Annotated in this window: 16 protein-coding genes and 1 pseudogene; 11 read left to right on the top strand and 6 right to left on the bottom strand. The window is 39.2% G+C overall.

The annotated features are described in order from the left end of the window. Nucleotides 1–332: 332 nt before the first annotated feature. A complete protein-coding gene (locus tag ACDX78_RS18260) occupies nucleotides 333–1,172 on the top strand; it encodes a malate synthase (protein WP_486029599.1) in 840 nt (279 codons plus the stop codon). A gap of 300 nt (nucleotides 1,173–1,472) precedes the next feature. Here the strand turns inward: ACDX78_RS18260 and ACDX78_RS18255 are convergent, their stop codons facing one another. After that, nucleotides 1,473–2,918 carry an NAD-dependent succinate-semialdehyde dehydrogenase gene (locus ACDX78_RS18255; protein ID WP_486029598.1) on the bottom strand — a complete coding sequence of 482 codons (1,446 nt, stop codon included), beginning with the start codon at nucleotides 2,916–2,918 and terminating at the stop codon, nucleotides 1,473–1,475. A gap of 258 nt (nucleotides 2,919–3,176) precedes the next feature. Beyond that, nucleotides 3,177–3,878 carry a MerR family transcriptional regulator gene (locus ACDX78_RS18250; protein WP_486029597.1) on the bottom strand — a complete coding sequence of 234 codons (702 nt, stop codon included), beginning with the start codon at nucleotides 3,876–3,878 and terminating at the stop codon, nucleotides 3,177–3,179. Between the two features lie 174 nt (nucleotides 3,879–4,052). Between ACDX78_RS18250 and ACDX78_RS18245 the strand changes: the two genes are divergently transcribed. The 3 genes from ACDX78_RS18245 (at nucleotide 4,053) to ACDX78_RS18235 (ending at nucleotide 5,801) form a co-directional block, all read left to right on the top strand. Then, on the top strand, nucleotides 4,053–4,391 hold the full coding sequence (locus tag ACDX78_RS18245; RefSeq protein WP_486029596.1) for a VOC family protein: 339 nt from the start codon (nucleotides 4,053–4,055) through the stop codon (nucleotides 4,389–4,391). Nucleotides 4,392–4,415: 24 nt separating this feature from the next. Beyond that, nucleotides 4,416–4,913 carry a VOC family protein gene (locus ACDX78_RS18240; RefSeq protein ID WP_486029595.1) on the top strand — a complete coding sequence of 166 codons (498 nt, stop codon included), beginning with the start codon at nucleotides 4,416–4,418 and terminating at the stop codon, nucleotides 4,911–4,913. Between the two features lie 453 nt (nucleotides 4,914–5,366). Further along, nucleotides 5,367–5,801, top strand: a complete 435-nt coding sequence (locus ACDX78_RS18235; protein WP_486029594.1) for a transposase family protein — start codon at nucleotides 5,367–5,369, stop codon at nucleotides 5,799–5,801. A 33-nt stretch (nucleotides 5,802–5,834) separates the two neighbouring features. On the opposite strand, the gene ACDX78_RS18230 is transcribed toward ACDX78_RS18235, so the two are convergent. The 3 genes from ACDX78_RS18230 to mreBH form a co-directional block, all read right to left on the bottom strand. Continuing rightward, entirely contained in the window at nucleotides 5,835–7,040 is a 1,206-nt protein-coding gene (locus ACDX78_RS18230) for an acyl-CoA dehydrogenase family protein (RefSeq protein WP_486029593.1), read from the bottom strand. Between the two features lies 1 nt (nucleotide 7,041). Continuing rightward, nucleotides 7,042–8,202, bottom strand: coding sequence for a CaiB/BaiF CoA transferase family protein (locus tag ACDX78_RS18225; RefSeq protein ID WP_486029592.1), 1,161 nt, complete (start codon nucleotides 8,200–8,202; stop codon nucleotides 7,042–7,044). 469 nt (nucleotides 8,203–8,671) lie between these two features. Next, nucleotides 8,672–9,679, bottom strand: coding sequence for a rod-share determining protein MreBH (mreBH, locus tag ACDX78_RS18220; RefSeq protein ID WP_486029591.1), 1,008 nt, complete (start codon nucleotides 9,677–9,679; stop codon nucleotides 8,672–8,674). 517 nt (nucleotides 9,680–10,196) lie between these two features. On the opposite strand from mreBH, the gene ACDX78_RS18215 reads away from it, so the two are divergent. From ACDX78_RS18215 to ACDX78_RS18185, 7 genes are all read left to right on the top strand, one after another. Continuing rightward, nucleotides 10,197–10,895 carry a CAP domain-containing protein gene (locus tag ACDX78_RS18215; RefSeq protein WP_486029590.1) on the top strand — a complete coding sequence of 233 codons (699 nt, stop codon included), beginning with the start codon at nucleotides 10,197–10,199 and terminating at the stop codon, nucleotides 10,893–10,895. A 313-nt stretch (nucleotides 10,896–11,208) separates the two neighbouring features. Then, entirely contained in the window at nucleotides 11,209–12,207 is a 999-nt protein-coding gene (locus ACDX78_RS18210; protein WP_486029589.1) for a glutaminase, read from the top strand. 18 nt (nucleotides 12,208–12,225) lie between these two features. Further along, nucleotides 12,226–12,894 (top strand): SOS response-associated peptidase, encoded by a 669-nt coding sequence (locus ACDX78_RS18205; protein ID WP_486029588.1) that lies wholly within the window; start codon nucleotides 12,226–12,228, stop codon nucleotides 12,892–12,894. A 288-nt stretch (nucleotides 12,895–13,182) separates the two neighbouring features. Further along, nucleotides 13,183–13,629 (top strand): GNAT family N-acetyltransferase, encoded by a 447-nt coding sequence (locus ACDX78_RS18200; RefSeq protein ID WP_486029587.1) that lies wholly within the window; start codon nucleotides 13,183–13,185, stop codon nucleotides 13,627–13,629. Nucleotides 13,630–13,691: 62 nt separating this feature from the next. Further along, the gene (gene cutA / locus ACDX78_RS18195; RefSeq protein WP_486029586.1) at nucleotides 13,692–14,012 is read left to right on the top strand and encodes a divalent cation tolerance protein CutA; all 321 of its coding nucleotides are present in this window, start codon (nucleotides 13,692–13,694) and stop codon (nucleotides 14,010–14,012) included. Between the two features lie 372 nt (nucleotides 14,013–14,384). Continuing rightward, nucleotides 14,385–15,842, top strand: a complete 1,458-nt coding sequence (locus tag ACDX78_RS18190) for an alpha/beta fold hydrolase (RefSeq protein WP_486029585.1) — start codon at nucleotides 14,385–14,387, stop codon at nucleotides 15,840–15,842. A gap of 190 nt (nucleotides 15,843–16,032) precedes the next feature. Continuing rightward, nucleotides 16,033–16,386 (top strand): DUF6220 domain-containing protein, encoded by a 354-nt coding sequence (locus tag ACDX78_RS18185; protein ID WP_486029584.1) that lies wholly within the window; start codon nucleotides 16,033–16,035, stop codon nucleotides 16,384–16,386. 228 nt (nucleotides 16,387–16,614) lie between these two features. On the opposite strand, the pseudogene ACDX78_RS18180 reads toward ACDX78_RS18185, so the two are convergent. Beyond that, nucleotides 16,615–17,818: pseudogene (locus ACDX78_RS18180) on the bottom strand (IS110 family RNA-guided transposase). Between the last annotated feature and the right edge of the window lie 178 nt (nucleotides 17,819–17,996).

The following is a 17,996-nucleotide window of genomic DNA, read 5'->3' as shown; positions in this document are numbered from 1 at the left end:
GAATGGTTTTGAGTCATCGTGAATTACCTCCGTATGGTTTGTGTTTTTGTCAACCTTAATTATACGTGGTTTCACGATGGCTTTCTATTTATTTAGCTGTTGCATTTCATTTTACAATGAACCAATATATGATAATATATAATAACAGTAATTTTTTGATAACAATCGATGATCGGGCACAACTTCTTTTAGGCAGAATTTGGGTGCGATTTTTTAAATTTGGACATTATTTTTCGTTCATTCGGTTAAATGATTTTACTGAAGGCGGACTGGTTAGCAAATTATAGGATAAAAGTAAACGCCTATCTAAAATATCCAGGGAGAGTGGGCTAATGAATTTACTAAATGAAGAAATAACTCATAAAGTCTATGGTGAAGGAGATGTCGTGGATCAGGATGAATCTTTCATCACGATTGAATTTAATCAGGAGGTTAAAAAGTTCGTTTACCCTGATGCTTTTGGAAAATTTATTACACTAAAAGATCCGGACACTGCAAAGTCCCTGAAGAAAGTCATCTCTGAAAGAAAGGCGGAAAAGGAAGAACTTGAAAAGAAACGTAAAGCAGAAAAAGAGCGGCAGGCGCTTGAACAGCAGCGCAGGGAAAAATTGAAGAACCATAAAATTCATGAAAGCTCACAAATTGTTTTCTGGTTGGATGGAGAAGAACAGGAAAATGCATTTATCGATTGGCAAGTGTCTGCCGGCAATATTCAAAGCGGAAAAAATAAAGGTGAGCCGCATAGACCTGCTCGACTACGCCCGAACAGCGCAGCTATTCTGACTGCAAGAAAGTCGGATGAACCCGAAGCAGATAGACAGATAATCGGTCTTTACATGGTGAATGAAATGTTTACCGGCGAGCTTAACGAGGATGGCATGGTTCCGGCTCATGCGGAATTCAGAATCAAGCTTACGGATCAAGAAACTGAGAAAATGCTTTTTTGGAATTATTATGTCAATAAGACCTATCCTCACCGAATGGCATGGAATTCAGGTAAATATCGTTATTTTGATAATCCTTGGACCGCTCAGATTTTAAAAGATATCATTGCATTAAAAACGGATGAAGAAGAAATCAAAGCAGTTGAAAGGTTCCTGGAATACTTTTGTAAAATGAATATTCTTAACAAGGATAACATTCCAGAGGCAAACGGAGCTTTAATGCAATAATAATAAGATGACATATAGGGACGGTTCATAAGCTTTGTTATAAGCATATGAACCGTCCCTTGTATATTTTGACTGCATGCTAAGGATTAAACAACAAAGCTGTTCGGCATTTCATAAAAAAGGGCAACTTTTAATAATTCCTTTATCAAACCACAGAAAAAATCCTTGTGTTCTTGCTTTTATAGGCTCATTTGAAGTTGAGATCTACTAATTGTGTACTTCTATTGTTATTAGCTTTATCTCTTTCAAAACTGCACCCTTATGACATGTAGAGGGCTTCTTTCTTTTGGATGTAACCAATTATTCAATACCTATGGAAATATATTTTTCTTCCAGAAACTCAGCCATCCCATGGTGGCCGCCTTCCTTGCCAATACCGGATTGCTTAATTCCGCCGAATGGTGCTTCAGGCGTGGCAGGGAACACATCATTCACGCCAACAATTCCATAATCCAGTTTTTCAGATGCTTTGATTGCTTGGTTGGTGTTTTCCGTGAAGACATAGGCTGCCAATCCGTAATCTGTATCATTTGCCTTTTGGATCACATCCTCTTCATCCTCGAATGTCTGGATGGGGATAATTGGACCGAATGTTTCTTCATTCATAATTTTCATATCGTCATCTATATTCGATAGAACGGTAGGGTTATAGAAGTGTCCATTAAGATCTCCTTCCCAGTACCCGCCGCCAGACACAACTTTCGCTCCTCTTTCCACAGCATCTTCCATATGGCTGTGTACTTTTTCAGAGGCTGCTTTATTGATCAATGGTCCAAGCTCCGTACCTTCTTCCATGCCGGAACCAACTTTCATTTTCTCGACTTTTTCCTTTAGCGCATCAGTGAACTGATCAGCTATCGATGCATGCACAAACAAGCGGTTGGTACATATACAGGTTTGGCCGCTGTTTCTGAATTTGCTTGCTAACACGAGTTCGGCGGCTTTGTCTATATCCGCATCTTTAAATACAATGCTTGGGGCATGTCCGCCGAGCTCTAAGGATAATTTTTTCACATGCTCGGAACTTTCCCGCATCAGGTATTTACCTACTGCAGTTGAACCTGTAAAAGTAATTAAGCGGACTTCTTTATGGGTAAGCATGGCATTCCCGATGGCTTGGGCATCTCCTGTTACCAGGTTGACAACCCCCTCTGGCATTCCTGCTTTCTCAAAAATTTTCACGATTTCAATGGCAGATAGCGGTGTTTCTTCAGATGGTTTCAATACAACGGTACACCCTGCAGCAAGCGCGGGACCCAGTTTTCTCGTAATCATGGATGATGGGAAATTCCATGGTGTAATGGCACCAACGACACCGACGGGTTTTGGGATAACAAGCATTCGTTTTGACTTTACGGATGATGGGAGCCATTCTCCGTAGCCGCGGGCTGCTTCTTCTGCATACCATAACAGAAATGCGGCTGCACCTTTTACTTCACCAATCCCCTCTTTTAAAGGCTTGCCTTGTTCGATCGTTAGAATTCTGCCCAATCGCTCGGCATCTTCTGTCATTAGCTCAGATGCTTTGTATAAAATGCGTGAGCGTTTCCGGCCTGGCATTTCACTCCATGAAGGAAATGCTTTGGAAGCTGCCCGGATCGCCGCTTCGGCTTCTTCTTTCCCACCGTTAGCTACCTTTGTTACCGGTTCCAAAGTTGCGGGATTATATACCGTCTCTGTTTGCTGTTCGTCTACGGCTTGCCATTCGCCGTTAACATAAATACTTTTGGTTAACTTTTCGAACATATCTGAACCCTCCTTTTTATAATCATACCGCACCTGATGTAAATATTTCAATAGCCAGGTACTGTAGATTAATTGACTGTTTTAAGGAGATTTATTGGGTATTCGGATTTTCGTGTGGAAAATACACTTAAGCTTATGATTTTTTTAAAATCATAAATCGGAAAATGATGTGGAAGAACATCAAGTAATCCTTTTGAAAAGATCATGATTGATTAAAAGCAAGCTATTGAAAACATATCGTTTAAGTTCTTTGCTTCTTCACAGCAGTCCAATCACTTTACACAAATTATATAGCTCATGAATTCCATGTAGTTGGGAACGATTTCGATGGTTGATGCTTTCCAAAGCTTCTTGTGTCACTTTTCTCGCTTGTATGACAGTGTGTTGTTCAACAGATTTTACGGCTTCTTTTAGGTCTTCAAGAGAATACACCATACTTCGCATTACACGAATGAGAAGTATTTGTCTAAGATGAGTGCGCGTGAACAACCTATACCCGTTTTCAGGATTACGATTCGGTACAATCAGTCTTTCTTTCTCCCAGTGCCGAATGGCCGATGTCGTTACTTCCGCTAATTCCGAAACTTCTCCAATCGTCATTTCATCTTTAATTTTCTTCCTATCTAACTTTATCATATCAGGGTTATTCAGGATCTCAAGCGTATGCTCAGCAATCCTTTTCTCTTGATGCAGATTTGCTTGCTCCTCATTTAAAATCCAAAATGCTGCATCTACCTCCTCTTGTTGTATATAAGAAAGTACATTTGATATTACGCGCATGCTAAGAGTTGGAAACATTGCGCGGATAAAACGAAAGTAAGCAAAGTGAATTTCAGTATACAACCGATAGCCGTTTTCTGCCCGTTCTGGAGTTGGAACAATGCCCCACGATTCGTAATGGCGGAGAGCGCTTGTGCTTATATTAAGCGAATTTGCGATCTCCTTCGGTTTATAATACATACTTCACTCATTCCTTCATTCCCATAGATTTAACTAAAACATTAAAGTTATGTGACGGATAGTTTAATTAAAATACATAAATATTAACCCGATTATACCAAAACATTATCACTTGCATCAATGACATATAATGAGGAAGAAGGATTCTTAAAAAATCAATGAAAGGATGGTAATATGAAACTCAATCACCTCAACCTTACGGTAACAGATGTCCCGGCTACGCGGAAATTTTTAGAGACCTATTTTGGTATGATGGGGGATGCCGAGCGAGGAAAGGGCTTTGATGTAGTGTTTGATGAGGATGGTTTCATACTCACTTTAATGCAGGGGCGCGAGGTACGCTATCCAAAAACGTTCCATATTGGATTCCATCAGGAAAATGAAGCGCAGGTGGACAAGATCAATCGACAACTGAAGGAGGATGGTTTTGATGTAGAGCCTCCACAACACTCCCATGGCTATACCTTTTATGTCGAAGCCCCTGGAGGTTTTACTGTGGAAGTGCTCTGTTAATCAAAGTGAAATGAGGGATTTATTATGAAAAATGTCTATCACCAAAGCACGTCTTCTAATAATGAAGAAATGCCCGATGCCCCACTTATGATAGGTATTCGAGTGCATAGGATTGAAGAGGCGATTCATTTTTATCAAGGTATTGGTTTTAAAGAGCATATGTGTATCCCAGATGAGGATGGCAATTTACTTATGTGCATTCTCTCTTATGGTTCTAGCGTTATAGAAGTAGGTATTTTAGAAGGACTTCCTAATCCAGATACAGTACGAGAAAGAAATATTAAAAAGGGTCCTAGAGGGCTTGGTGTAAAGATTGGGCTTGCCGTTCCAGATTTAGATTCTATCTATGAATTTTTTAAAGAAAGAGATTGTGTAATCACAACTGAGCCAATGGAAGAGTTTTGGGGTGATCGATTGTTTACAGCTATAGATCCGTTTGACTACGAGTGGCAGATTACACAAACAGTTAAAGAAATGACTCCTGACGAACAGAAAGAAGCTGGAAAAAAGGCGTGGTTTTAGTTGTGATTTTCAAAATAGAAAATAGTAATGGTCGTAACACAACTTTTTCAATGCCTGATAATTAAACGAACAACCCGTATGTTTGTTGCAAAGTAGAAGTGCTCAGTTTTGCAGCCACATTTTATGCAGCAAAAAGAAACTGGTTTGACATGGAGAGGTGGGTATGATAGGCTTACCAGCCTCTGCGAAGCCTGTGCCTTTGCCCTTTCGCAAGGAATCATGCCCATAGAGGCTCCGTGTCAAACCTATGCATAAACCTTTTTGCTGTATATAGGCAAATTTCATCGCTGCAAAACTTGGCACTTTTCGATTGTCAAAAACATCCGTATATGCAAGAGTCGGGTGTTTAAATAAAATAACTCAAGCAGAAAATGATCAAACTTTATTTCAAAGCAACAGTAAACGTAAATCATTGGATTACTAAGAAAGGAACAGTATGAATGACAATCAAATATGCTCAACCTGCCAAAACTAAATATTCTCGACGTGACGGAAAGTGAGGATGATTATCGATTACTTGTAGAAACAATATCTTCACTTCCATCGTACTGCCCAAAATGTGGTACTGTTGCAAACTTATATAAGCACGGTAAAAAGAAGCAGTTATTTTTCTACCTACCAATGCACGCTCAACGTGTTGGAATTTATATAAAACGGCAGCGTTATAAATGTCGAGCGTGCAATGAAACGTTTTTTGAAACTTTGTCTGATATGGATGTCAATCGTTCTGTTAAAAGGAAATTCAAAGAAGTTGATGTTACTTTCGGAAAAATGTTACCTGATCAATTACCAAACTGGACACAATCTGGATATGAATGGGTGTATGAAGAAATCTATGGTGCTGATTTTTCCACACTAACTAAGGCAATGGAGGAGGGTTCCTTTTAGCCCTCTTTCCACACTATATTCCGAATACCCCATTTATTTTACGTATTCGGTTTCTTTCCAAGCCGGCAGCATTTTATTCAATGCTTTATCTTCGCGATAGCCTAGTACGTACTCTGCCTGCATCACCGTGTGAATTTCTCGGGTGCCTTCGTAAATGACTGGCGCTTTCGAGTTACGGAGGAAGCGTTCTACCGGATACTCATCGGAAAATCCGTATGCTCCATGGATTTGCACGGCATCATCTGCTGCTTTATTAGCAAAATCACATGCCTGCCATTTAGCGAGAGATGTTTCTCTTGTGTTTCGTTTTCCTTGATTCTTTAGCTCTCCTGCACGATAAACAAGGAGGCGGCTCATGTGCAGACCGGCTTCCATGTCAGCAATCATTTTTTGCACAAGCTGATGTTTACCGATTTCCTTTCCAAAGGTTTCACGCTCATGACAGTATTTCACGCTTTCTTCAAGGCACGCCATGATTTGTCCTACTGCACCGGATGCAACAGTAAATCTTCCATTATCCAAAGCAGACATGGCAATTTTAAAACCTTCACCCTCTTCCCCAAGGAGGTTTTCCTTAGGTACTTTTACATTGTCAAAGAATATTTCACCGGTGTTTCCTGCTCTGATTCCAAGTTTTCCTTTAGTGGCTTTTGATGAAAAGCCTTCCCATGTTCGTTCCACAATAAAAGCAGAAATACCTTTATGTTTTTTTGAGCGATCTGTAGTATAGACAAAAACGAGAAAGTTATCAGCTGTATCGCAAAGCGAGATCCAGGTTTTCTGTCCATTAAGAATATAATGATCGCCTTCTTTCACAGCGTTCGTTTCCATGGCAGCAACGTCTGATCCTGCTCCTGGCTCAGTCAGTCCAAAAGCGGCAATTTTTTTACCCTTCGCCTGAGGTACTAAATATTTTTGTTTTTGATCTTCATTTCCCCACTGCAGGAGGGTCATACTGTTAAGTCCTGTATGCACGGATACAGCAGTTCGGAATGCAGTGTCCCCGCGCTCAAGCTCTTCACAAACAATGGCCAGGGAGTTATAATCCATGCCGCTGCCCCCATATTCTTCAGGAATACATACTCCCATTAAACCGAGTTCTGCAAGCTTTGGAATAATCTCGGGATCAAATTTGCCGTCACGGTCCCACTGGGTAATATGCGGCATGATCTCCTTATCCGTAAAGTTTCTCACCGTCTTACGCAGCATTTTTTGTTCTTCAGTAAATTCAAAATTCATGTCAAATTCTCTCCTTATTCATTTTTATTTTTGAATATATTTCTTCATTATGTTCACCTGCATCCGGCGGGTGCTGCCTTATACTGACAGGTGTTCTTGATAACTTTAATGGGCTACCAATCATTTTTATATCACCGGCAGCAGGGTGTTCGTAATCAATAAACATATCCCTTGCCTGAAGTTGAGGGTCTTCCGCAACCTCCGCTAAATTTTGAATGGGTCCACAGGGGATATTATTAATTTTGCATTGGTCCTTCCAGTATGAAGTGGGTTTCTTCAAAAATTCCTCCTGTAGTAACGGAACGATTGTCTCCCGATTTTCCACCCGGTCTGGATTTGTTTTAAATCTTGGGTCGGCAGCAAGCGCCGGCTTTCCTATCAATTTGCAAAGCATGCTGAATTGATTGTCATTCCCCACCGCGATGACCATTTCCCCGTCGGCTGTTATAAACGTCTGATAGGGGACAATATTTGCATGATGATTGCCGAGTGCTTGCGGGATTTCACCTGACATTAAATAATTGCTTCCTACGTTAACAAGTGCACTTACAGCAGAATCATATAGAGAAATATCAAGTTTCTGACCTTTGCCTGATTGCGTTCTTTCCAGGAGTGCTCCCTGAATTCCGATACAAGCATACAAACCGGTTAAAACATCCGTAATAGCCACACCAACCTTTTGCTGACCGGTGTTTTTATCCCCCGTAATACTCATAAATCCACTCATCGCCTGGATAATAAAATCATACCCGGGCATATCCTTGTTTGGTCCTGTTTCCCCAAACCCTGTAATAGAGCAGAAAACGATGCCGGGATTAATTGCTGCAAGGGTTTCGTAATCTAGACCGAAGCGCTCCATCGTACCAGTTTTAAAATTATTGATAATAACATCGCTTTCCTTTGCCAGCTCTTTTATAAGCGCAACGCCTTCTTCAGATTTTAAATCGGCAGTTATGCTTTTTTTATTCCGGTTTGCACTTAAATAATAAGCACTTACTTCATTCTTGAAGGGAGGACCCCATCTCCTTGTTTCGTCACTCCCGCCCGGAGCTTCCACTTTAATCACTTCTGCACCCAGATCCCCTAATATCATTGTACAATAAGGGCCGGCAAGCACGCGGGATAAATCTAAAATCCGAATATGCTCTAATGCACCAGACATGGTTGTATTCACCTCTTTTTCTTTTAAAATAAATAAAAAAGCCAATTCAAACCAATTACAGTCAAAAAGGCTGTAACAATGATTTGAACTGGCTTACATCTGCCGGTTCAGCCCTAAGATGGGACTGGAAGCAGATTAGGCAGTTTCCTGTGGTTGGGATTCTTAAGGATCACGATCCCCTGTTGCTAACTTACATCATGTGTTTTTGAATGGGAATAATTCTAAGACATGATTTATTATAATCTATTATATAATTGTCTGAAAGATTTGTAAACAGTTTGAGCGCATTATTAAAGTAAATAATGGATAATGCGTTCTTCTGTTTAGTCCCGCCAAACGTTGAAAGTTGCTCGCGAGACGTCTAAAGTTGCTCGCGAGACGTCTAAAGTTGCTCGCGAGACGTCTAAAGTTGCTCGAAAAAGTTTTAAGCACTTTGTCACGATTCGACCGAGTTTGTCCAGCAGTTGATTTATTTTGCAGCTTTCTGCAGTTTGGTAATCATTTTCAATGAACGCCCTGTGCCAATTGCTACAGATTCAAGTGGGTTTGGTGCAATATGGACAGGAACGAATATTTCATTGGCAAGCCATTCCTGCACGCCGTTTAAAAGAGCTCCGCCGCCTGTAAGCACGATTCCGTGATCGACAATATCGCCGCTTAACTCGGGCGGACAGTTTTCCAATGTAGCCCGGATGGTTTCCAGAATCTGTTCGAGTGATTCTTTTAAAGCATGGTGGATTTCAGTGGAAGTAATAGTTACCGTTTTCGGCAGCCCACTTACCATATCCCTTCCGCGTATTTCCATTGTTGTTTCCGCATGGTTCGGGTGAGCATAGCCAATTTCAATTTTAATATTTTCGGCAGTCCGTTCTCCGATTAAAATATTATAATTCTTCCGGATATGGTGGATGATTTCTTCGTCCATTTTGTCTCCACCGATTCTCAGGGAATTGGATGAAACAACACCGCCAAAGGAAATAATCCCTACCTCACAAGTGCCGCCGCCGATATCGACAACCACATTGGCAAATGGCTCATCCACCGGAAGATCTGAACCAATGGCTGCGGCCACAGGTTCCTCGATCAAATGGACCTGCTTAGCTCCATATCCTGTAATTGCATTATGGATGGCACGACGCTCTACCGTCGTGCTGCCGGTAGGGGTGCACACAACGACAATGGGTTTTCTCATGGACAAGCCGACTTTTTTACTTACTTTTTTCAGAAATTCCTTCAGCATTTGTGCCGTAACATCATAATCAGCAATAACACCGTCTTTTAATGGGCGTATTGGTATAATATTTTGTGGTGTTTTTCCTACCATCTCTTTTGCTTCACTGCCAACTGCTACGACGTCTTTTGTGTTTACATCAATAGCTACAACGGATGGTTCATTCAACACAATTCCTTTTGATTTTGAGTAAATAAGTATATTAGCAGTTCCAAGGTCAATTCCTATTTCAGCCGTGGATAACATGATCTGATCCTCCATTGTTTATATTTTTTGGTGTGAAATTATCTTGCCTAAGGGTTATACTTCAAGTATAAAAGCTTCCAGGAAAGCAAAATACGTTTACAACAATCTTTTTAGTATAAGCCAAGTTTTCAAAAGATTTTCTTCTTGTTGTACTTATTTTTAAGCGTGATTATAAGTGACACATTTTGACAATAATGCTTTTACAAAATGGTACTATATTATAAATTAAAGGATGATGAAGGGGGAAATCAAGTAACATTTTAGTTACAAATATTTGGGTTTTGTAATATAAGTAGCTAGTTTGAATGGTGTCAACAGGCTGATATATGTAATAATTACCATTATACTTAGCTTTTTCCTATTTTCCCGTTAGATGGTGTTGATAAACCACTTGCGCGAGTAGGAATTTAATTATTTCACTTTCCAGCCTTAACTATTGGCAAGCCTTGCCATAAATATGACAAAAAAACGTATGCTATGATGATGATGCAATACAAAAAAAGGAGTGAGCAAAAGCATGATGAAAAAATTAAGCATCATCACAGCATTATTTACTATTTTATTAGGTGGCATTTTTGCTTCCACTGTATCTGCATCTGCTTCAGAACAGGGACAGCAAAATTCATATAAAACTTATTATTCTATTAATGGGGGGCAGAAGGATCTATCTGGAAATGAGTTGTGTGAAAACTTTATAACCCAGTACCAGCAGCCTCAATGGCAGAATGATGAAGAGAATCAACACCAGGGTGAAGAGAACCAACAGCAAGATGCAGCACCTGCAGAGCAGACTGCAACAGAGGAAAAAGAGGAAAGTGCTGAAAGTGCGGCTTCTGAACTAAGTCAATTTGAGCAGGAAGTTGTCGATTTAACAAACGCAGAAAGAAGCAAGCACGGCTTGCAAGCACTGGAAGCAGATGTTGAATTAAGCAAAGTTGCTCGTGAAAAATCACGTGATATGGCAACAAGTAATTACTTCGACCATAATAGTCCAAATTATGGCTCGCCATTTGATATGATGCAGCAGTTTGGTGTTTCTTATCAGACAGCAGGAGAGAACATTGCAAAAGGGCAACAGAGCCCACAAGATGTTGTAGATGCCTGGATGAACAGTGAAGGCCATCGCGCCAATATCCTGAATGGTGATTTCACCCATATTGGGGTAGGCTTTGTAGAACAGGGTAGCCACTGGACACAAATGTTTATTGGAAAATAAAAATAACTGGTAAATGCAGATGGGTTCATAGCCTGCTGCAAATAAAAACGGCCATGATTCTTTTATAGAATCATGGCCGTTTTTATTTACACTGAATCCTCGTATAACATATGCTGGAGTGCATGTTTATTAGTAGGACAAAAGAACAAGTCACATATTTTAACAGCTTTTAAGTGTGAGGTAATTCTTTTTCTATATAGGGTAATATTAATAAGAGTCAAAAAGATGTTGGGAATACTTTACTTTATAATTTAAGACTCTCGGCTATAATGATGATAACAGAATAAATACACAGACTACTCGAGGTGATCTAATGGTTCAAGGTGTAGCTAATTGGAATACGGAAACGACCACAGAATGGCTGCAAAATTATGTTGATGACTGGGTTTCTTTTTACCGGAAACACACGGAAGATGGCAATGTTGCCTCTTATATTCCGATATTGGAAGAGGCAAATAAAAATCATTTGGGGATTTCCATACTCGGCAGTGATGGCTTGGCCATTCGTTCCGGTGATGCAGATATATCTTTTACAATTCAAAGCATTTCAAAGGTGTTCAGCTATATTGTTGCCTGTAAGGAACTCGGTATTTCTTACGTATTGGACAGGGTGGACGTGGAGCCGACCGGGCAGGCATTTAATTCGATCATGCATTTGGAGATGAGGCAGCAACTGGAAAAACCTTTTAACCCACTTATTAATGCGGGGGCAATCACAGTTAGCTCGCTGCTTGAAGGAAATACATCAGATGAAAAATTAAAGCCGCTATTCGATTTGCTTGAACGGATCCTGGGATATCGGCCCGAAATTGATATAGATGTATATGAGTCAGAAAGAGATTCATCCATGAGAAATCGCGCTATTGGGTATTATCTATTGGAAACAGGTTTTCTGGAATCAGATTTAAATATTACTTTGGAAACTTATTTTAAACAGTGTTCGATCGAGGTTACGATTGATGATCTAGCAAAAATTGGTACAGTACTTGCAAATGATGGTGAGGATCCGCTGACAGGGGAAGAAATTATCCCTCGGCAGGTAGCAAGGCTGGCAAAAGCGCTAATGCTGACATGTGGAATGTATGATGCATCAGGAAAATTCGCTGCCTATGTTGGTGTCCCCGCAAAAAGCGGGGTTTCTGGCGGGATCATTGCAGTAAGCCCGCCGAGAGTACGGGCAGAAAACCTGCCGTTTAAAAATGGCTGCGGTATTGGGGTATATGGACCTGCGCTTGATGATAAAGGAAACAGTATCGCAGGTATGCGATTGCTAAGACATATTGCCAATCAATGGGATTTAAGTATATTTTAAATGAGGAGGGTTTGAATCATGTGCGGAAGATACACACTCCTTGCCGATGAGTTGGACATTATAAAGGCTTTTGACCTGCAGCAGGAAAGTATAGAGGGGTATGAGCCAAATTATAATGTTGCACCAGGTCAGCAAGTACTGGCTATTATTTATGACGGAAAAAAGAAGCGGGCAGGTTATTTGCGATGGGGGCTTGTACCATCATGGGCAAAAGATGAAAAAATTGGATATAAAATGATTAATGCCCGGAGTGAAACAGCTCATGAGAAACCGACCTTTAAAAAATTAATGGCGAGAAAAAGATGCCTCATTATTGCTGACAGTTTTTATGAATGGCAAAAGACAGATGTTAGTAAACAGCCAAAAAGAATCCAGATTGAAAACAGGGAGCTGTTTGCCTTTGCGGGGTTATGGGACAAGTGGGAACAGGGTGGCAATTCATTATTCACCTGTACTATATTAACGAAAAATGCCAATACTTTTATGCAGGATATTCACCACCGGATGCCGATCGTCCTTCCAAAAGTAAAAGCAGATGAATGGGTGGCACAGTATTTTGCAAACCCAATAGAAGCCCATCAATTTTTGCAGGAAATGGAAGATGAAGATTTCAGCGCATATGATGTGGATACCTATGTAAATTCGGCAAAAAATAACGATGCTGCCTGTATTAAGCCGATTGCTTAAGCAGCAGAATCAAAAAGGGCTGCACCCGAATAACGGTAACGGGTTCTCTTCAGAGGAGCAAACAAGTAAATAACATAGTGTCTAGCACTTTTAATAACAACAAATCAGCACTGCAATTTGCAGTGCTTTTTATATTTATTATAATTTGATTTTATTTTCAATCGATATAATAAGGTATTCAGAATATTTATGTTAAAATAAATATAGAGTTTGTGAAGCATTGTTCTTAAACTAACGACGCAGGATTGTGGAATAACGATTTATAAATCAACTATGGGGAGAAGGAAGATGAACTATAATATAGAGGTTTTATTGGAAACTAACGAAAAATTTTCAACCTTTTTACATAAGGAAATTAGAGAATTTAATAATAAGCATTCCTTACAACATAAAGAAGTAAGGGAAAAAGAAGCTGTACAGCCAATAAATATTATTGTATCGGATGCCAATAAAAATTGGATTGGTGGTTTAAGTGCAGATGTTTATTGGGATTGGATAGAGATTAACGATTTTTGGTTTCGTGAGGAATACAGAGGTAAGGGTTTGGGAGGACAACTTCTTGATAAGGCTGAAAAATTTGCCAAAGAGAAGGGTGCAAAGAAAGCACTTTTAACCACTTTTGAATTTCAAGCTCGTTCTTTTTATGAAATCAAAGGGTATCAAGTTGTAGGTGAAATTAAAGATTACCCTCCTGGTAGCAGTTATTATACTATGGTAAAAACACTTATTAAATAGAATTTCTAATTACATTAACTGGGTGCTTTAGTGAAATATTAAAAACGAAATAGAGGGATTAAATGGAGTTTGAATTTGTAAAAGTAGAAGTGCTGTTACCAGAAGAATATATAGAGGAGTTAAGAAATAAGTTAAATGATATTGGCGTTTTAACTGTGGGAGCTTACGATAATGTTGTTTCGTATTCTGTCGTAAAAGGATACTGGAGACCTTTAGAAGAAGCAAATCCTTTTAATGGTAGTAAAGGTGAAATTTCCTTTGGGACTGAATGTAAAATGGAATTCAAGTGTTTAATGAAGAACATTGCTGAAGTGAAAGAACTAATTAAAAGGATTCATCCTTATGAAGAACCTGTAATTAATGTTATACCAATATTAAGCTAACGGGTGCGTTGCTTTAACAAGGGGAGCGTCAGTGTGATGGTCTTCTTTTTACTTAGGGGGCAGAAATGTGGAATAAGAGAAAATCTACATTTGTTTGAAGCGTAGTAGACGCTTACTGCGCAACAAACTATTTCCATAATTGTGGGAAACAGGAACAATAATTGTTTATTTTCTGATATGATTTAAGTAAGAAGATATAGGATATTGTGAATTTATTCACTTGAGGCCAGATTGTTGAATAAAACACAAGTAGCGAAAGAATATTCTCAGTCCTCAGTCTGATTGAAAATACTCCCTGAGATTATGTTTAAGTGGAGAAAGAATGTTTATAATGATGGAGTACCATTAAACGAGAAGAAGGCGGGTGGTTATATGAACTCCTTATATGGCATGGATTCACCATTAATTGCTTTGAATATAGTACTGTGGATCTCCCTTATGTTTATGTATTCAAAGGTCACCAAAAATACTACAATCATTGATTTTAACAAACATCGGTCTGTATTAATTTTTACATATTTGATAATTCTAGTAAACTTAATAATAGTGTTTCTAGTTCTTTTTAATTTCAGTTTTTATGCAGAGCCCCCTCGAAATATGATTCATGTATCACTAATGCTCATGCCTACAATTTTATGGGGGATTTTCTATTTATTAAGATTTATTCAACCCCGTTTTTTATCTGAACAAAAAATGTCAATTCGTAATTCAATTGGCACAGTCATTTTACAATGGGGTATTATTGTACTTTTCATCGATGTCATCTTTTATCTGTTCCCCTACGGATACTTAACAAGCAATGACTATGCCCTGTTATTGGGTGTTTTGGTTCTTTCTCTTGTTATTACGTGGACCAGAAATGTTTTCTTAAATAAAAAAAATGCAGCTCATACCAGCTATACAAAAATTGTTTCAGCAATTCTTACAATTGCTATCACAGCTTCAATGGCTCTTGGATATTTTTTTGGCGCAATCATTATGACTGCGAACTTTTATCCAGAACAGATTCAATCAGACCGACATGATGTGCAAACTGGCTTCGTCGAAAATGAAGATGCAAGCCTTTACTATGAAATACGAGGTGATGGCCCTCCCCTGCTCCTGGTATCAGGTGGTGGCGGTGATGCAGACTTTTATAAGTATGTGGCAGATGAATTAGCTGACGACTATAAAGTCATTACATATGATCGTAGAGGAAATTCAAGAAGTGTTTGGGGTGCTCCTCATAATGTTGACGTAGCTCAACAAGGACGTGATGCCGCAGCTGTTTTAGAAGCAACAAATACTGAAATAGCAGATATTTATGGAAATAGTTCTGGGGCCATCATTGCTATGGAATTAGCAACTGTATTTCCTGAGATGGTCAATACGGTTGTGATTCATGAACCTCCCTTAGTTAAAGTATTGCCGGATAAAGATAAATGGTTAGCCTTTTTCGCCAATATTCATTCTACAACTACCCGGCTAGGACCTGAAATAGCAAATACAAAATTTACTTTCTCCGTTGGCGTTCCTTTAAGTGCTTTTTCATATATTCCTGAGGATTTTCAGGAAAGAAACGCTGAAAACACAGATATACTAATGCAAGATGAAATGCAACCATTTATCCAATATCAACCTGACATCCAAAAATTGATAGACAGTAAAGTACATTTGGTTTTTGCAGCAGGTGATTTATCACTTCATAAAGAAAAATATTTTGCACGCACATCCCTAATTTTATCTAAAGAGTTTCAGACAGAGTTGGCTTTATTCCCTGGTCATCATCTATCCTATTTCGATTCTTCTAATGAGTGGGCTGATGCTTTGAAAGATGCATTAACCAATTAATCTAACCATTTTTAAGAGCTACTATTAATACCATGAATCGTCAGGGATACGGGTATTGAAAGAATTCGTTCTTCAACTAAAGAGGCGCGCTAATCGAATAGTGCGTCCTTCTAAACATACAGTATTCGGGATGTACAATCAAAAGAGATTTAATGCATCGAAATTACAAATAAATGGTAGGAGGATTTAAATGAGAAAGAACTTTTTAAAATTATATTTAGTTTTATCTGGGTTGGCATTATTAAGTATATTAATTCAGGTATACTTGGCAGGAGTTGCTGTATTTCAAGACTATACTTATTGGGAGATACATAAATCTTTTGCCCTTTTTAAATACATTTACCTTGTTATGTTTATAGTTGGTCTTGTAGGGAAATTATCGAAGAACCTAACCTGGCTATCACTTGCAATATTCGCCATTGCCAATATTCAATATTATACTGCCCATGGATTTCTTGCATCCTTACATGTAGTGATTCCTTTTTTAATTTTTTGGCTCAATCTTGTAATAATAAGAAAGGCATACAAAACACTAAAGGTATAATACTCGATAGTATTCTTATAGATAACTGGTAGCTCAGAATGTGATAACCAAGTTCTATGCTATTTTTGTGCAGCCTAACCATTTATCGTGATTCAAGAATACCAGCTAATAACTGTCAACATTTAAGGGTGAAGAAGTTCAAAAAAACATGTTACACTAAAATTGAGCACACCAAATAGCCTTCATGCTAAAACAAGAAGATTACAGAATGTTAGCAAAAAAAATACTTTATGATTGATCTACAAAAACTTCCTGATACTTTAACATGGCATGAATCCAATGAACGAGTTTATTGGCACAAGCAATCACTGCTACTTTATGGGGCTTGCCCTCGTTTCGTTTGCGATCATAAAAGCTGATAAGCTTCTTGTTTCGTTCTTTTGCTAGACCGCATTGCACAGCCGTATAAAGGGACTGACGTAATCTTGATGATCCCCTTTTCGTGATGCGGTTGATCGAGGATCTAAATTTGCCTGACTCAAAAACACTTGGGTCAAGTCCTGCATTGGCAGTCAATTGCTTGGCATAATGAAATTGATTGATGTCCCCAATTTCGGAAATGATTGTTGCTGCAATTTTATCTCCGATTCCAGGAATGGATTGGATCAATCTGTAGTCTTCAAAGGTCTGTGCCAGGGCATCTATCTCTTTTTTTAACTTGGATAGGTGCTCTTGATATTGAAAAAGCATTTGAATATACATACGCAAGCTGACTAGATGACCATGGCAAACAGGAGATTGAAAAGGATTACGTTCTGCCGCATCTTTTAATTGAGAAGCTTTATCCAAAAACCATGTTTGGGAACGTCTCGCTCCGAATTGACGCATTTCATCAGCCAACGTCTCTTGAGAAACCTTGTAAATATCTGTTGACGTTGGATAGTGCAGTAAGATGTTCAACGAGAGGTTGCCACAAAGATCACTAAAAACGCCATGATATTCTGGGAAAATCTGATCCAGAGCAGCCTGAAATTGAAGCTTGATTTCAACATAGCTGTCTGTTAACGCGCTGTGCTGTCTTGTCAAGAGACGCAGATTCAAGGCCGACTCTGTTTTCCTTTGATAGACCTCAAGGTCCTCTTTGTAGTACAGCTCTCCCAAATGAAACGCATCGATTTTGTCCGTTTTCACCTTACGCAGGCTCGTCTTTCTGGGCCTCAAAGGAAACCACTGGATTGATTAAATAATACGTTATACCATGATTTTCAAGAAATTGAAGCACAGGCTCATGATAGTGTCCGGTAGATTCAAAGATGATAGCCGGAGGCTGACCCGAAACCCGTTCCACTTCTTGATAAAAACGATGAAATACGTGAAGCCCCTGTAGGTCGTGAGCAAATTTAAAGCTTTGCTTATAAGTTTGTTTCCTTTGTAAAAAAGCTTGGACCTGGCTTTCGCCTTTTGCGACATCCAGACCAATAACAGGATCCATATGAATCACAACTCCTTTAATAGATTCGCCGGTGCTCCCCTACATCACTTGTAGTGTCATAGCTTCGCTTGTTATGCGGGATCGTGTCCCAGCCAGCCTCAAACATGTTTCTACAAGGAGGGGGTGGACAGTATTACGGACGGGATCAATGTCCCACGGGCGCGAGCGTCCTACCCCG

Source organism: Virgibacillus oceani, from assembly GCF_041521345.1.
Lineage (GTDB): Bacteria > Bacillota > Bacilli > Bacillales > Amphibacillaceae > Virgibacillus_N > Virgibacillus_N oceani_A.
Note: the sequence above shows the minus strand (reverse complement) of the source record. Positions and strands in the feature narration are given on the sequence as shown.

Bases quoted from the DNA above. Each gene is read 5' to 3' on its own strand.
- ACDX78_RS18230 (WP_486029593.1), bottom strand. From the start codon at position 7,040: ATGAATTTTGAATTTACTGAAGAACAAAAAATGCTGCGTAAGACGGTG.
- ACDX78_RS18210 (WP_486029589.1), top strand. From the start codon at position 11,209: ATGGTTCAAGGTGTAGCTAATTGGAATACGGAAACGACCACAGAATGG.
- ACDX78_RS18240 (WP_486029595.1), top strand. From the start codon at position 4,416: ATGAAAAATGTCTATCACCAAAGCACGTCTTCTAATAATGAAGAAATG.
- ACDX78_RS18245 (WP_486029596.1), top strand. From the start codon at position 4,053: ATGAAACTCAATCACCTCAACCTTACGGTAACAGATGTCCCGGCTACG.
- ACDX78_RS18190 (WP_486029585.1), top strand. From the start codon at position 14,385: ATGAACTCCTTATATGGCATGGATTCACCATTAATTGCTTTGAATATA.
- ACDX78_RS18185 (WP_486029584.1), top strand. From the start codon at position 16,033: ATGAGAAAGAACTTTTTAAAATTATATTTAGTTTTATCTGGGTTGGCA.
- mreBH (WP_486029591.1), bottom strand. From the start codon at position 9,679: ATGTTATCCACGGCTGAAATAGGAATTGACCTTGGAACTGCTAATATA.
- ACDX78_RS18260 (WP_486029599.1), top strand. From the start codon at position 333: ATGAATTTACTAAATGAAGAAATAACTCATAAAGTCTATGGTGAAGGA.
- ACDX78_RS18215 (WP_486029590.1), top strand. From the start codon at position 10,197: ATGATGAAAAAATTAAGCATCATCACAGCATTATTTACTATTTTATTA.
- ACDX78_RS18255 (WP_486029598.1), bottom strand. From the start codon at position 2,918: ATGTTCGAAAAGTTAACCAAAAGTATTTATGTTAACGGCGAATGGCAA.
- ACDX78_RS18205 (WP_486029588.1), top strand. From the start codon at position 12,226: ATGTGCGGAAGATACACACTCCTTGCCGATGAGTTGGACATTATAAAG.
- ACDX78_RS18225 (WP_486029592.1), bottom strand. From the start codon at position 8,202: ATGTCTGGTGCATTAGAGCATATTCGGATTTTAGATTTATCCCGCGTG.
- ACDX78_RS18200 (WP_486029587.1), top strand. From the start codon at position 13,183: ATGAACTATAATATAGAGGTTTTATTGGAAACTAACGAAAAATTTTCA.
- cutA (WP_486029586.1), top strand. From the start codon at position 13,692: ATGGAGTTTGAATTTGTAAAAGTAGAAGTGCTGTTACCAGAAGAATAT.
- ACDX78_RS18235 (WP_486029594.1), top strand. From the start codon at position 5,367: ATGCTCAACCTGCCAAAACTAAATATTCTCGACGTGACGGAAAGTGAG.
- ACDX78_RS18250 (WP_486029597.1), bottom strand. From the start codon at position 3,878: ATGTATTATAAACCGAAGGAGATCGCAAATTCGCTTAATATAAGCACA.